The organism is Streptomyces sp. 12E, from assembly GCF_055633275.1.
In genome coordinates, this window is record NZ_JBVNCJ010000001.1 from 6,476,512 (window position 1) to 6,491,618 (window position 15,107).

11 protein-coding genes are annotated in these 15,107 nt (G+C 73.1%); 3 read left to right on the forward strand and 8 right to left on the reverse strand.

Annotated features, from left to right (window positions below; translation table 11 throughout):
• Window positions 1-258: 258 nt before the first annotated feature.
• Window positions 259-2,940 (forward strand): ATP-binding protein, encoded by a 2,682-nt coding sequence (locus ACZ8ZB_RS29725; RefSeq protein WP_470740690.1) that lies wholly within the window; start codon window positions 259-261, stop codon window positions 2,938-2,940.
• 25 nt (window positions 2,941-2,965) lie between these two features.
• Here the strand turns inward: ACZ8ZB_RS29725 and pcaDC are convergent, their stop codons facing one another.
• The 6 genes from pcaDC to ACZ8ZB_RS29755 are packed head-to-tail and all read right to left on the reverse strand — an operon-like array spanning window position 2,966 to window position 8,193.
• Entirely contained in the window at window positions 2,966-4,081 is a 1,116-nt protein-coding gene (gene pcaDC, locus ACZ8ZB_RS29730) for a bifunctional 3-oxoadipate enol-lactonase/4-carboxymuconolactone decarboxylase PcaDC (protein ID WP_470740691.1), read from the reverse strand.
• The gene (gene pcaB, locus ACZ8ZB_RS29735; protein WP_470740692.1) at window positions 4,078-5,409 is read right to left on the reverse strand and encodes a 3-carboxy-cis,cis-muconate cycloisomerase; all 1,332 of its coding nucleotides are present in this window, start codon (window positions 5,407-5,409) and stop codon (window positions 4,078-4,080) included. Before pcaB ends, pcaDC begins: the two co-directional genes overlap by 4 nt.
• Entirely contained in the window at window positions 5,406-6,011 is a 606-nt protein-coding gene (pcaG, locus tag ACZ8ZB_RS29740; RefSeq protein WP_470740693.1) for a protocatechuate 3,4-dioxygenase subunit alpha, read from the reverse strand. The genes pcaB and pcaG overlap by 4 nt, the downstream gene beginning before the upstream one ends.
• A 6-nt stretch (window positions 6,012-6,017) precedes the next feature.
• Window positions 6,018-6,797, reverse strand: coding sequence for a protocatechuate 3,4-dioxygenase subunit beta (gene pcaH / locus ACZ8ZB_RS29745; protein WP_470740694.1), 780 nt, complete (start codon window positions 6,795-6,797; stop codon window positions 6,018-6,020).
• Window positions 6,794-7,438, reverse strand: coding sequence for a CoA transferase subunit B (locus ACZ8ZB_RS29750; protein ID WP_470740695.1), 645 nt, complete (start codon window positions 7,436-7,438; stop codon window positions 6,794-6,796). Before ACZ8ZB_RS29750 ends, pcaH begins: the two co-directional genes overlap by 4 nt.
• Entirely contained in the window at window positions 7,438-8,193 is a 756-nt protein-coding gene (locus ACZ8ZB_RS29755) for a CoA transferase subunit A (protein WP_470740696.1), read from the reverse strand. Before ACZ8ZB_RS29755 ends, ACZ8ZB_RS29750 begins: the two co-directional genes overlap by 1 nt.
• A 206-nt stretch (window positions 8,194-8,399) precedes the next feature.
• Here ACZ8ZB_RS29755 and ACZ8ZB_RS29760 point away from each other — a divergent pair, with 206 nt between their 5' ends.
• Window positions 8,400-8,864, forward strand: coding sequence for a MarR family winged helix-turn-helix transcriptional regulator (locus ACZ8ZB_RS29760; protein ID WP_470740697.1), 465 nt, complete (start codon window positions 8,400-8,402; stop codon window positions 8,862-8,864).
• 199 nt (window positions 8,865-9,063) lie between these two features.
• A complete protein-coding gene (locus ACZ8ZB_RS29765) occupies window positions 9,064-10,254 on the forward strand; it encodes a zinc-dependent alcohol dehydrogenase (RefSeq protein ID WP_470740698.1) in 1,191 nt (396 codons plus the stop codon).
• 91 nt (window positions 10,255-10,345) lie between these two features.
• Here the strand turns inward: ACZ8ZB_RS29765 and ACZ8ZB_RS29770 are convergent, their stop codons facing one another.
• Window positions 10,346-12,562 (reverse strand): OmpL47-type beta-barrel domain-containing protein, encoded by a 2,217-nt coding sequence (locus tag ACZ8ZB_RS29770; protein ID WP_470740699.1) that lies wholly within the window; start codon window positions 12,560-12,562, stop codon window positions 10,346-10,348.
• Entirely contained in the window at window positions 12,559-15,066 is a 2,508-nt protein-coding gene (locus ACZ8ZB_RS29775; protein WP_470740700.1) for a ThuA domain-containing protein, read from the reverse strand. The genes ACZ8ZB_RS29770 and ACZ8ZB_RS29775 overlap by 4 nt, the downstream gene beginning before the upstream one ends.
• Window positions 15,067-15,107 lie beyond the last annotated feature (41 nt).

The following is a 15,107-nucleotide window of genomic DNA, read 5'->3' on the forward strand; positions in this document are numbered from 1 at the left end:
CCACCGTATGAGGCCTCGGTGAAAGCCGGATGAGAGAGCCCGGTCACACCCCCGCACGGGCCGTCCGGCGATTTCCATCTCCCCTCCCCTTGACAGCAGTTGACCATCAGGACCCCTGGTGAGGGGCGACGCGCGTCGACTTCCCGCGTCCGTGTCACCCGTCACGGCAACACGTGGCGCGAGCGGGCACCGCCCGGGCGGCAGGAGGACTACGCTCGAGGTCTGTACGTCATTCGGGCGACTCGGGGAGGTAGCGGGATGACGGAGGTACGGCCCCCGGCCGTCCCCTCGGCCGTGCTGTGGGAGCGCGACGAGGAAGTCGCCGTGATCGCACAGGCCGTCGACGCCCTGTGCGCGGACCGCTCCTCACCGGGCGGCCTGCTGGTGTTCCGGGGCGAGGCCGGACTCGGCAAGACCGCGCTGCTGGCCGAGACCCGCCGCATCGCCGAACAGCGCGGCTGCACCGTGTGGTCGGCCCGCGGCGGCGAGACCCTGCGCTCCGTCCCCTTCCACGTCGTGCGTCAACTCCTCCAGCCCGCACTGGTGTCGATGCTGCCGGAGGAGGCGCGCGAGTACCTCGGCGACTGGTACGACATCGCCGGCCCCGCCCTCGGCATAGCCGACCCCGGCGAACGCCACGCCGACCCGCAGGGCGTGTGCGAGGGACTGGTCGTCGCCGTGCGCCGACTGGCCCGCCGGGACTGGCCGCTGGTCCTGCTGATCGACGACGCGCACTGGGCCGACCAGGAGACCCTCCACTGGCTCGCCTCCTTCGCCGAACGCCTGGCGGACGTCTCCGTCCTCGTGGTGGTCGCCCGCAGGCCCGGCGGGATCTCCGGACCCGGCGCCCGGCACCTGGACGCCGTCGCCGCCGACCGGCCCGTCACCACCCTCAGCGCCCTCACCCCTCAGGCCGCGGCCGGACTCACCCGCGCCACCCTGGGCGAGAACGCCGACGCCGCGTTCTGCCGCGAGGTCTGGGCCGTCACCGGCGGCAACCCCTACGAGACCGTCGAACTCCTCGCCAAGGTCCAGGACACCGGACTCGAACCCGTCGAGGCCCACGCCGGCGAACTGCGCGACCTGAACCGCTCCGCCCGCGGCGGCGGACTCGTCGCCCGCCTGGAACAACTCGGCGTAGACGCCACCCGGTTCGCCTGGGCCGCCGCCATCCTCGGCAACGACATCACCGTCGACCTGGTGGCCCGGCTCGCCACCCTGAAGGCCGACGACGCCGCCCGCTGCGCCGAACGCCTGCGCGGCGCCCGCATACTCACCGTCCCCGCTCCGTCCGCCGCGGGCCGCACCGCCCCCGCCGACCTCGAGTTCGTCCACCCCCTGATCGCCACCGCCGTCTACAACTCCATCCCCGACGCCCTGCGCCGCGCCATGCACGGCATAGCCGCCCGGATCGTCACCGACTCCGGACGCGGCGCCGCCGCGGCGGCCCGCCACCTCCTGGAAGTGCACCCGGACGACGACGAGGAACTCGTCTGGCAACTGCGCGAGGCCGCCCGCGAGCACCTCGCCGTCGGCGCCCCGGACGCCGCCCGCCGCTGCCTGGAACGCGCCCTGGAGGAACCGCCCCGCCCCGAGGTCCACGCGCAGGTCCTCTACGAGCTGGGCTGCGCCACCTTCCTCACCGCACCCGCCCGCACCATCGGCCACCTGCGGGCCGCCCTCGGCATGCCCGGCCTCGACGGCGACCGGCGGGTGGACGCCGTGGTCCGCCTCTCCCAGGCGCTGCTGCACAACGACCAGATGGAGGAGGCCGTGCGCACCGTCGAGGCGGAGGCCTCCCGGCTGGAACCCGGCCCCGCGCAGATGCGGCTGCGGACCGTGCAGTTCATGTGGGAGGGCATCCACGCCGGCGAGGCCGCCTCCCCCGGCCGCTCCGAACGGCTGGCCGAACTCGCCGCCACCTGCACCGGCCGGGACAACTCCGAGCGCGCGCTGCTCATCGTGCGCGGCTTCGACGCCATGATGCGCGGCGAGAACGCCGAGGAGATCGTCGAGATCTGCGACCGCGCCCTCGTCAACGGCCGCCTCGCCCCCGGCCTCGGCTGGACCGACTCCGAGTGGGGTGTCGAGCTGCTGCTGATGCTGGCCGACACCTACGCGTACACCGACCGCCTCGACCGCGCCGAGAGCCTCTACAACGAGGCCCTGCAGGCCTACGACACGGCGGGCTGGAGCGGCGGTCACCTGGCCCTGGCCCACGCCTACGTGGGACTCGGGCACCGCAGGCGGGGCCGGCTGGCGGCGGCGGAGGCGGCACTGCGCGAGTCCCTGCGCCTGGCCGAACGCGTCGGCCGCGGACTGCCCCTGTACTGGACGGCGACCTGCAACCTGGTCGACACCCTGCTCGCGCGCGGTCATGTCGACGAGGCCTGGAAGGTGGCCGAACGGTACGACTTCGCACCGCCCTACCCGTCCACCATCGTGCTGCCCGACCCGCGCTCCGTGCGCGGCCGGCTGCTGCTCTCCGTGGGCCGCGTCCAGGAGGGCGTCAACGAACTGGAGGCGGCGCAGAAGGCGGCGGACGCGCGCGGCCACCACAATCCGGTGCACGTCTTCTGGGCCGCCGACCTCGCCCGCGCCCTCGCCACCGAGGACCCCGCACGCGCCGCCCGGCTCGCCGTCGACGTCCGCCGGCAGGCCGAGCGCTTCGGCACGGACACCGCCGTGGGAGAGGCCCTGCGCGTCGCCGCCGCCCTCGAGACCGGCCAGCGCGCGGTCCGGCTCGCCGCCCAGGCGGTCACCTACCTGGAGTCCTCCCCCTGCCAGTACGAACACGCCGCGGCCCGCGTCGAGTACGGCATCCTCGCCCGCTCCGTCCCCGACCTCGAACGCGGCCTCGCCCTGGCCCGCTCCTGCGGCGCGGACGGCCTGGTGAAGCGGGCCGGGGAGGAGCTCGGGGCGGGCGCGGGACCGCGCTAGCCGTTCCGTCCGCGGAGGTCCCCGGCTACTCCTCCTCCGCCAGCACCCGCTGGGCCGTCGCGAACGCCGAGTTCGCCGCCGGAACCCCGCAGTACACGGCCGTCTGGAGCAGCACCGCCCCGATCTCCTCGGGGGCGAGCCCACCCCGCCGCGCCGCGCGGACGTGCATGGCGAGCTCGTCGTGGTGGCCGTGCGCGACCAGCGCCGTGAGCGTGATCATGCTGCGCTCGCGGCGGGAGAGGGTCGGGTCGGTCCAGATCTCGCCCCAGGCGTAGCGCGAGACGAAGTCCTGGAAGCGTGCGGTGAACGGCGTCTGCCGGGCCTGCGCCCGGTCCACGTGCGCGTCGCCCAGCACCTCCCGGCGCACCTCCGTACCGCGCCGGGCGGACCCGTCGAAGTGCGTGCGCAACGCGGCCAGCACCGCCTCCGGGCGCTGGGCCGGCGCCAGGTGCGAGGCGCCCGGGATCTCCACCAGCGCGGCGTCCGGCACCGCGTCCGCGATCTCCCGCAGGTGCTCGGGCGGCGTCGCCGGGTCCTCCCGGCCGGCCACCAGCAGCGTCGGCACGGACACCTCCGCCAGCCGGTCCCGCAGGTCGAACGCGGCCAGCGCGTCGCAGCAGGCGGCGTACGCCTCAGGATCGGCCTCCCGGTGGTCCCGGACCAGCCCCGGCACGGTGAACCCGGACGTGAACCACCGGGCGTCCGCGCCCTCCGCGAGGCCGGCGAGCCCTTCGCGGCGCACCAGCGCCGCCCGTTCCTCCCACGGCCTCGCGCCGTTGAAGTGCGCCGAGGAACAGATCACGGCCAGTGACGACAGCCGGTCCGGATGGTGCACGGCCAGATGCAGCCCCACCGCGCCGCCCAGCGAGACGCCCGCGTACGCGAACCGCTCGATGCCGAGCGCGTCGGCGAGCGCGAGCACCAGACCGGCGAGGTCGCCGACGGTCGCACCGGCACCGATCAGCCCCGCCGCCGAACCGCCGTGCCCCGGCAGGTCCCAGCGGACCACGCGGTGCGCGGCCGACAGCTCGGGCGCCACCTGGTCCCACAGGGCGTACGAGGTGCCGAGCGAGGGGCCCAGCAGCAGCGGGGGAGCGGAAGCGGGGCCTTCCGTACGGTGGTTGAGGAGGGTATAGGTCAACGTCGCTCCAGAGCGCGGTCGGTGAGGGTTCCGGCGGAGCCGGTGTCACGGGCGGGGTCGACGAGCGAGGAGACGTCGATCTCCTCCGACCCGTTTTCCTCGGCGAGCAGTTCGCCGAGGTCGCGGCCCTCCTGGTACGCCCGCCGGGCCAGCTTCGTGAGCAGCTCCTTCGCGCGGGCGCGACCGAGGACCGGCGCCAGTTCGGCGGACAGCCGCTCGGAGACGATCAGTCCGTGGGTGAGCCGGAGGTGGTCGCGCATGGCCTCCGGACGCACCCGCAACCCCTCGGTCAGTTCGGCCGCGTCCCGGGCGGCGCCGCCCACCAGACGGAGCAGGTCCCTCAGCGGTTCCCACTCGGCGTGCCAGGCGCCGGCCGGCCGCTCGTCCTCGGCCACCAGCGAGCCGTACAGCGTCGCCGCGAGCTGCGGGGCGCGCCGCGCCGCAGCGACGATCAGTGTCGAGCGCACCGGGTTCGCCTTGTGCGGCATGGCCGAGGAGCCGCCGCCGCTGCCCTCGGCGACCTCGGAGATCTCCGTGCGCGAGAGGGTGAGGACGTCCACGGCGAGCTTGCCGAGGGCCCCGGCCGTCAGGGCCAGGCACCCGGCGAGATCGGCGACCGGCGTGCGGAGCGTGTGCCAGGGCAGCAGGGGTTCGGCGAGGCCGAGTTCACGGGCGTACGCGCCCGGCAGCGCGGTGGCGTCCTCGGCCCCGTACGCGGAGAAGGCCGCCAGCGTCCCGGCCGCACCGCCGAGCTGGGCGGGCAGTGAGCCGCGCACCGCCGTCACCCGGTCCCGCGCGTCCAGCACCAGCGACCGCCACCCGGCCGCCTTCAGCCCGAACGTCGTCGGTACGGCGTGCTGGGTCAGCGTCCGGCCCGGCATCGGCGTGTCACGGTGCTCGGCGGCCAGCCGGGCCAGGGCCCGCCGGCAGCGGTCGAGGTCGGCGAGGACCGGGCCCAGGGCGCGGTGGGCGACCAGCATCATGGCCGTGTCCATCACGTCCTGGCTGGTCGCCCCCCGGTGCACGTACGGGCCGTGCTCCGGGCCGACCGCCCGGGTCAGCTCCGCGACCAGCGGGATCACCGGATTCCCGCCGCCCCGCGCCCGCACGGCGAGGGACGCGACATCGAAGCCGGCCGGGTCGGCCGCCGCCGTCACCGCCGTCGCCGCCCGGGCCGGGGCGAGCCCCAGCGCGGCCTGGGCGCGGGTCAGCGCGGCCTCCGCGTCGAGCAGCGCCCGCAGGAACGCCGCGTCCGCCGTCTCGGCGGCGGCCGGGGAACCGGCCCACCCGGGGGCGAGCAGGCCGGTGTCGGAATCGGCTGATGTCACTGGAACTCCAGGAAGACCGTCTCGCCCTCGCCCTGAAGGCGGATGTCGAAACGGTACGTGCCCGCGCCCTCCTCGCCCGCGACCAGCGTGTCGCGGCGCCCGGCGTCGAGCCGGGACAGCAGCGGGTCCGCCGCCAGCGCCGCCCCGTCGCCCGGCAGGTAGATCCGGGTGAACAGGTGCACCAGCAGACCCCGCGCGAACACGCACACACTGAGGTAGGGCGCGTTCCCGCCACGGGCCCCGGGGCGGAGCGTACGGGCGTACCAGTGGCCGTCCGCGTCGGTCTGGATCCGCCCGAAGCCGGTGAACTCCACCCCGTTGCGGCCGAGGAAGCCGCCGCTCGCCGGGTCCCGGCGCATCGAGCCGTCCGCCGTCGGCAGGTTTCCCTCGGGGTCCGGCCCCCACAGCTCCAGCAGCGCGTCCGGCAGCGGCCGGCCCTCGCCGTCGTACACGTACCCGTGCACGGTGACGGTGTCCGGATGCCCGACGGGCGCGATGTCCTCACCGCCGGGGAAGGGCAGGGCGTGGCCGTAGAAGGGGCCCACCGTGTGCGACGGGGTGGGCAGCACGGTCTCCGGACGCGTGGTGTCGATCTTCGTCATGGCGGGTCAGCGCCCCTCTTCCGTCCAGGTGGCCCGCGGCCCGTCGAGCACGATGTCCCAGTGGTAGCCCATCGAGGACTCCGGCTCCGACAGGCTGTGGTCGTACGTCGCGATCAGGCGCTGCCGTGCGGCGTCGTCGGTCACCGACTGGATGATCGGGTCGTACAGGAGGAGCGGATCGCCGGGGAAGTACATCTGCGTCACCAGTCGCTGGGTGAACGCCGAGCCGAAGACGGAGAAGTGGATGTGGGCGGGCCGCCAGGCGTTCACGTGCTGGCGCCAGGGGTAGGGGCCCGGCCGGACGGTGGTGAAGTGGTAGCGGCCCTCGTCGTCGCTGAGGGTGCGGCCCACGCCGGTGAAGTTCGGGTCCAGCGGGGCGTCGTGCTGCTCGCGCTGGTGGGCGTACCGGCCGGCCGAGTTGGCCTGCCAGATCTCCACGAGCTGGCCGCGCACCGGCCGCCCGTCGCGGTCCAGCAGCCGGCCGGAGACGGTGATGCGCTCGCCGATCGGCTCGCCGGCGTGCTGCCGGGTGAGGTCGTGGTCGATCCCGGTGATGTCCCGTTCCCCGAACGCGGGGGAGTACAGCTCCACCAGCTCGGGGTCCTTGGTGACGTCGATGGCGACCGGGGGCCGCTTCGGGTGGCGCAGCACCGAGGAGCGGTACGGCGCGTAGTCGCGGCGCGGGTGGTGCTCGACGGGCGCGCCGCCGGCGACCCGCTTCCCGTACGCGGCGTGCTCGGCCGCGATCTCCCGGTCGATGCCGGCTTGAGTGAGTACGTCGGTCACGACAGGCCCTCCCCGAGGGTGAGTTCGGCTCCGGTCTTGGCGGTGATCTCCCCGGCGGTCACGCCGGGGGCGGTTTCGACGAGGACGAGTCCGTCGTCGGTGACGTCGAGGACGCCGAGGTCGGTGACGATCCGGTCCACGCACTCCTTGCCGGTCAGCGGCAGCGAGCACTCCGTCACGATCTTCGGCGAGCCGTCCTTCGCGGTGTGGGTCATCACCACGATCACCGTGCGGGCGCCGTGGACCAGGTCCATCGCGCCGCCGATGCCGGTGACGAGCTTGCCGGGCACCGCCCAGTTGGCCAGGTCACCGCGGTCCGACACCTGCATGGCGCCGAGGACGGCGACGTCGATGTGCCCGCCGCGGATCATCGAGAACGACAGCGCCGAGTCGAAGAAGGAGGCGCCCGGAAGGACCGTGACGGTCTCCTTCCCGGCGTTGATCAGATCCGGGTCGACGGCTTCCTCGGCGGGGTACGGGCCGGTGCCCAGGATGCCGTTCTCGCTCTCCAGCACCACCTCGACCCCGGCCGGGAGGTGGTCGGGGATCAGTGTGGGCAGGCCGATGCCGAGATTGACGTACTGGCCGTCGCGCAGTTCCCGGGCCGCCCGCGCGGCCATCTCCTCCCGCGTCCAGGCCATCAGCCGCTCACCGTCCGCCGCTCGATCCTCTTGTCCGCCGCCTGCTCGGGCGTGAGGGCGACCACCCGCTGCACGAAGACGCCCGGCAGGTGCACCGCGTCCGGGTCGAGGGCGCCGGGTTCGACCAGCTCCTCCACCTCCGCGACCGTCACCCGGCCCGCCATCGCGGCGAGGGGGTTGAAGTTGCGGGCGGACTTGTTGAACACGAGGTTGCCGTGCCGGTCGCCCTTGGCCGCCCGCACCAGCGCGTAGTCGGTGCGGATGCCGCGCTCCAGCACGTACCGGGCGCCGTCGAACTCCCGGACCTCCTTCGCGGGCGAGGCGAGCGCCACCCCGCCGGAGCCGTCGTAGCGCCAGGGCAGTCCGCCCTCGGCGACCTGCGTGCCCACTCCGGCCGGGGTGTAGAACGCCGGGATGCCGGCGCCCCCGGCGCGCAGCCGCTCCGCGAGCGTGCCCTGAGGGATCAGCTCCACCTCCAGCTCACCGGCCAGGTACTGCCGGGCGAACTCCTTGTTCGCGCCGATGTAGGAACCGGTCACCCGGGCGATCCGGCCCGCCGCCAGCAGCACCGCGAGCCCGGACTCCATCGCCCCGCAGTTGTTCGAGACGACCGACAGACCGTCGGCCCCCCGCTCGTGCAGCGCCTGGATCAGCACGTTCGGCACACCGCTGAGGCCGAAGCCGCCCACCGCCAGTGACGCGCCGTCCGGCACGTCAGCCACCGCCTCCGCAGCCGAGGCGACCACCTTGTCCATCCGAGGGATCCCGTCCTTTCCGGGCGACCCGACCGGGTTAGTCAGGACACTGATTATTTCCGCGAGGTCGGCCACACGCTGCCAGCGAGGAGGGTGGAGCGTCAATACCCTGTTCACGTCCGTACCGAACGGAACATGAGGTCACGAGAAAGACGCACCGTGCGGGTATTGTTCAGTACACCAACGAAAACGACTGGGGAGCGCGCATGGTCGCGGTGGACCTCACCACCCACCCCGGGCACCTCGCCCGGCGGCTCCAGCAGGCGCACCACCTGCTGTGGAACACGATGGTCTCCGAGGAGATCACCTCGCCGCAGTTCGCGGTCCTCAACGCGCTCGTCGCCGAGCCGGGCCTGGACCAGCGCACCGTGGGGGAGCGGGTCGGCCTCGACCGGTCCACCATCGCCGAGGTGATCGGCCGGCTCACCCGGCGCGGGCTGCTGGACAAGGTCCGCGATCCGCAGGACGGCCGCCGCTTCCTGCTGCGCCTCACCGGCGACGGCGTGCGCACCCACCGCCGGCTGACGGTGCGCACCGCGCGGATGAACCAGGTCCTCCTGGCCCCGCTCGACGCCGGCGAGCAGGCGCTCTTCATCGACCTCATCCGGCGGGTGGCGGACGCGGCCGAAGGGCTGCGCGACCCGGCCCCCTCCCTGTCCGCCCCGCGCTGACCGGACCGGCCGGGGCGACCAGGTGGCCCGCGCGTACACCGCCCGCGCCCGACCGCGCGCGGTGCCCGTCCGCCCGCCCTCCCCGCGGCGGCCTCTGCCGACCGGCCCGGTGGCCGGCGGTTCGGCGCACGGCGGCTCGGGTACCCGGACGCCCACCGCATGAGCGACACACCGGCCACCACGGAGGGAGCGGACGGCGATGAGGGCACTGACCTGGCAGGGAAAGCGGGACGTGAGGGTGGAGAACGTGCCCGATCCCCGGATCGAGGAGCCGACGGACGCGATCATCCGCGTCACCTCCACCGGACTGTGCGGATCCGATCTGCACCTGTACGAGGTCCTCACCCCGTTCATGACCCCGGGCGACATCCTCGGCCACGAGCCGATGGGCATCGTCGAGGAGGTCGGCGCGGCCGTGCCCGACCTCCAGGTCGGCGACCGGGTCGTGGTGCCATTCCAGATCGCCTGCGGCAACTGCTGGATGTGCCTGACCGGACTGCCCACCCAGTGCGAGACCACCCAGGTCAGCGCCGAGAACATGGGCGCGGCCCTGTTCGGCTACACCCGGCTGTACGGCGCGGTCCCGGGCGCCCAGGCCGAGTACCTGCGGGTCCCGCAGGCCCAGTACGGCCCGATCAAGGTGCCCGAGGGCCCGTCCGACGACCGGTTCGTCTACCTCTCCGACGTCCTGCCCACCGCCTGGCAGGCGGTCGCCTACGCCGGTGTCCCGAAGGGGGGCAGCGTCGCCGTGCTCGGACTCGGCCCCATCGGCGACATGGCCTGCCGGATCGCCCAGGTCCAGGGCGCGGGACGGGTGTTCGGCGTGGATCTGGTCCCGGAACGGCTGAACCGGGCGAAGCAGCGGGGCGTGGAGACCTTCGACCTGCGCTCCTTCGACGACGAGAAGGAACTCGTCGCCGCGATCCGCGACCAGACCGACGGCCGCGGCCCCGACGCCGTGATCGACGCCGTCGGCACCGAGGCGCACGGCAGCGCGGCGGCCCGCATGGTGCAGAACGCCTCGGCTCTGCTGCCCCGCAAGCTCAGCGGCCCGATGGCGGAACGCTTCAGCGTCGACCGGCTCGCCGCCCTGTACACCGCGATCGAACTGGTGCGCCGCGGCGGCACCATCTCGATCAGCGGCGTCTACGGCGGCATGGCCGACCCGCTGCCCATGCTCACCCTGTTCGACAAGCAGATCCAGATGCGCATGGGCCAGGCGAACGTACGCCGCTGGAGCGACGAGATCATCCCCTACCTCACCGACGAGGACCCCCTGGGCGTCGACGACTTCGCCACCCACCGCGTGCCGCTCGACGAGGCGCCGCAGGCCTACGACATGTTCCAGAAGAAGCAGGACGGCGCGGTCAAGGTGCTGATCAAGCCCTGACCCGGGAGCCGGGGATCCGGCCGGGGCGGCCGGACCGGGCCGGGAAGCCGGAGCCCCGGCTTCCCGGCCCGTGAGGGCTGGCCCGTGAGGACTACAGCTCCTTGATCCGGACGTCCCGGTAGGAGACGACGTCCGTCGTGCCGTGCACCTGCAGTCCGATGTAGCCGGAGGCGAACCGCCGCCCGTCCGTGCCCGGGTCGTCCGAGCGGGGCGGGGTGAAGTCCTGGCCGCCGGTGTTGTCGAACTCGTTGATCAGCACACCGTTGCGGTAGACCGAGTAGTGCTGGTCCACGACCCGGATCTCGTAGTCGTTCCAGGTGCCCTTCTGCGTCACGCCCGCGCCGGCCAGGCCGACCCGGTCGAAGCCGTAGACCGAGCCCGTCTTGTACATGTCGCCGGTGGGCGAGTCGAACACCTGGATCTCGTGCCCGAACTTGATGGCGGCCCACTCCGGCCGGGGTTCTTCCGGGTGGTCGTGGATCTGCGGGAACCGTACGAACACACCGGAGTTGGCGTTGCCGGTGCCCGGGGCGTCGTCACGCCACTGGAGCTTCAGCGAGAAGTCGCCGTACGTGCGCTCGGGGAACCACAGCATGCCGAGCCCGCTCCTCGTGGTGCCGGAGGTGATCGACCCGTCCGGATTCAGCGCGAACGAACCGCCGCCCACCTGTTCCCACTTGGCGAACGAGGCCTCGGTGCCGTCGAGGATCGTCCGGTAGCCGTCGGTCTGGCCGGGCGCGCCGATGCCGGACTCGCGGGCCGCCCGGTTGATGGCCCGACGCTCCCGCTCGTCGATGACCCCTTCCTTCCTCAGTCCGTCCAGGACGGTGCCGACGTGCTTCAGGAACAGCGCCTGCGAGGTCCACTGCTTCTCGTCCTCGATCAGCTCGCCGACCCGGCACCGGTTGTCGGTGACCCGGTTCGGCACACCCGAGTCGACCGTGCCGACGATCACCGTCCGCCGCTCGTCGTACTCCGGGCAGCCGGGCGAGGGCACCCCGCCGTCCGCGACGACCGTGAAGCTCACCGTCAGCGGCTGGGAGGTGTTGCCCGCCTTGTCGCTCGCCCGGTAGGCCACGGTGTGCCGGCCCGCACGGTCGACCACCACGGGCGCGGTGTAGGCCAGGTACGGTCCGCCGTCGAGCGAGTACTGGACGGCGGCCACGCCGGATCCGTCGTGCCCGTCGCTGGCGCTGACCGTCACCGCGGCCCTGCCGACGTAGGCGCCGTCGGAGTTCCTGACGCCGCCGAGGGTCACGCCGGTCACGGGCGGGGTGGTGTCCTGCGGGGGAGCGGAGACGACCGTGAACTCCACGCTCTTCTCCGCCGCCGTGTTGCCCGCCCTGTCGGTGGCGCGGTAGCGCACCGTGTGGGCGCCCGCCCGGTGCACCATCACCGGGCCGGCGTAGGCCGTCCAGGCGCCGTCGGCGCCGACCGCGTACTCGATGGTGTTGACGCCGGAGCCGGTGTCGGACGCGGTGACGGTCACCGTCGCCATGTCGATGTAGGCCCCGTCGCCGTTCCTCTCGCCGTCCACCGTCGCGGAGGTCTCCGGCGGGGTCGAGTCGTCCGTCGGCGGCGGGACGACCGTGAACGCGACGCGCTGCTCCGCCGAGACGTTGCCCGCCTTGTCCAGCGCGCGGTAGCGCACCGTGTGCGCACCGACCTGGTCGACGACGACCGGGGCGGTGTACGGCTGCCAGGCGCCGTCGGTCCCGATCGCGTACTCGATCCGGTCCACGCCCGAACCGGAGTCGGTGGCCTCGACCGCGACGCTCGCCGAACCGACGTACGCGCCCTCGTCGTTCCGCGAGCCGGTCACCTCGGCCGTGGCCTCGGGCGCCGTGGTGTCGTCGCCGCCGCCCTCGGTCACCGTCAGGATGCCCTGCATCTCACCGTGGCCGGGGATGGTGCAGTGGTAGAAGTAGCGGCCCGGGGTGAGCGTCACCTCGGCGGTGTGCCGGCCGCCCCGGGCGTCGGCCGGGTTGGCGAGGATGTTCAGCTGGACGTCGTCGTTGAACTCGGGGTCGGAGGTCACGAACGTCAGCGTGTGCGGCATCCCGGTGGTGTTGCCGGTGGCCGCGCTGTTCTCGAAGACGATCGTCGCCGTACCGGCCACCGCGGTCGTCGGGGCGGAGGTGTACTCGGTGATGCTGTCGCCGGCGGTCCAGGTGAGCACCTGCTCCGCCGCCTCGGCCGCCGTGGATCCGGACTCGCCGGCCGCGGACGTCGTCTGCAGGCCGAGCGTCATCAGCAGGGCGGCCAGCAGGCCGGCCCACGCTCTTCGTCGCCGTGTCACTGGTCTCATCCGGCCTTCCTCGCCAACTGGCCGGCGGCCGGGGTGGGACCGCCGCCCGTGTAGGTGACCCGCCACAGCGCGGACTTGGTGTCGGAGGTGAAGAATCCGCGGCCGTAGTCGAGGACGTACAGCGCGCCGTCCGGGCCGAACGTCCAGCCCATCAGGTTCCTGATGCCGTCGTTGCCGACGGGCACGATCTTCTTCAGGGACTCCGAGTGCACCGGGAGACCGCCGTCCCCTTGCGTCTTCGGGTCCATCAGCACCGCGTTGCGCGGCTGGTCGGCGTCGTAGAAGTCACCGACGAACCACTTGCCGTCCCAGTACGCCGGCCACTTGACGTCACTGGAGTTCGCGTCGTCGTAGCGGTAGACCGGGCCGTTCATCGCGGCCTGGCCGCCGCCCTTGAGCCAGGGCAGCCGGTAGGCGGCCTCGTCCTGCTCGTACGACGGGACGCCGTTCGCGTCGCGCGGGAAGTCCGGACCGCCGCCCTGCGGCGAGTACCAGATGTTGTTGCCGGTCACCGGCGGCAGGTTGACCAGACCGTCGTTGTTCGGCGACTCGTTCTTCGGGGCGTCGCAGTCGTACCAGCCGAGCGGCTTCGACGGGTCCGGCAGATTGCGGTCCCGGTAGGGCTGCTTGTTGCCCATGCAGTACGGCCAGCCCCGGTTGGACGCCTCGGTGATCACGGCGAACGTGTCGTACTTCGCCGGGCCCCAGGTCGTCGACGGGGCGCCGGCGTCCGGGCCGACCCAGCCCGCGTAGAGGGTGTCGGTCCTCCGGTCCACGGAGATGCGCGCCGGGTTGCGCACGCCCATCACGTAGATCTCGCCGCGCGTCTTGCCGCCGCCCTCGGCCGTCTCCTTCCCGGTGAACAGGTTGCCCTCGGGAAGGGTGTACGTGCCGTCCGGCTCCGGGTGGATGCGCAGGATCTTGCCGTTGAGGTTGTTGGTGTTGCCGGCGGTGCGGCGGGCGTCGGCGAAGGACACGCCCTTGAAGTTGGGCTGGGGGTTGTTGCCCGAGTAACCGTCGCTGAATCCACTGGAGTTGTTGTCGCCGGTGGCGATGTACAGGTTGCCCTTGGAGTCCCAGGCCATCCCGCCGCCGGCGTGGCAGCAGCTGTGGATCTGCACCGGCCACTTCAGCAGCACCTTCTCGCTGCCGAGGTCCAGCTTTCCGGTGGCCCCGTCGTAGGTGAAGCGGGAGACCCGCCGCTCGGCCATGCGGGTGTCCCGGTCGATCCCGGAGTGCGGGGTGTAGTGCAGGTACACCCACCCGTTCCGCTCGAACGCCGGATCCAGTTCGATGCCGAGCAGGCCCTCCTCGACCTTCCTCAGCTCGTCGCCGCCGCCCTTGTTGCCGAAGACGGTGAGCGCCCCGGCGAGGGTGACCTGCTTGGTCCTGGGGTCGTAGACGTGGATCTCGCCCGTGCCCTTGCCGATGTCCGGGTCGTTCCAGTCCGTGACGACGGGCTGCGAGGCGTCGGCGCCGCCCCTGCCGATGTAGAAGACGCGGCCGTCGGGCGCGGTGACCAGCCCGTGCGGCTCACCGATCTGGTCGTTGAGGCCCGGCTGGTTGGGCCGGGTCAGCCGCTCGGCCTCGTAGTTGCCGGTGATGGTCGCCTTGCAGTCGGCCCGCACCAGCCGGGTCGTCCACAGCAGGGCGCCGCGCAGGTGGTCACGGAAGTCGGTCTCGTCGTACGACGACACCGTGCCGCCCATGCCGGTGTAGAAGGACCGGCCGCCGTCGTAGTCGCGGCACCAGCTGACCGGGTGGTCCCAGCCGTTGGCACCCGCGCCGGGCGCGTACGTCGACTCACGGACCCTGGCGACCGTGTGCACGTCGCCGGAGGGATTCTTCACCCAGTTCAGCCACTTGTCGGGCCGCTTCCACTGGGCGGGCAGGTTCCTGGTCGCCGGATGCGCGCGGTCACCGACCTCGACGGTCGCCCGCTGCACCGCGGCGGGGCTCGACGCGGCCGGACGGGCGCCGATCAGACCGGTGAACCAGTCCGAGTACGGCTCCGCGCGGGCCGCGTCGTGCAGGCCGACGAAACCGCCGCCGGCCTCCATGTACGCCTCCAGGCCCGCCTCCTGGTCCGGATCGAGGACGTCCCCGCCGCCGGTCAGGAACACGATGGTGTTGAAACGGCTCAGCCTGTCGGCGTTGGTGAAGACCGAGGCGTTGCCGGTGGCGGTGACCGTGAACCGCTGGTCCTCCGGGCCGGACAGGCCGATCCTCTCGATCGCCGCGATCCCGGCGTTCACCAGGGGTGACTCGTCACCGTCGGCCGCGGAGCCGTGGAACAGCAGCACCCGTACGCTCGCGCCGCCCGGGGGCGACTTGATCGACATCGTTGTCAGGGACGGTTCCGGGGCCGGGTGCGCGCCGGCGGCGGGACCCGACAGCAGTCCGGCGACGACGCCGGCGGTCACGGTGGCCGCCCAGAGGCGCCGTCTCGTTCCCGCCCTTGGCGCGCCCGTCGTGCTTCTCGTGCTCAATCCCCGTAAGCGCACGGGTTCGTGATGCGATGTGGACCGCACGTGGCCACCCACCC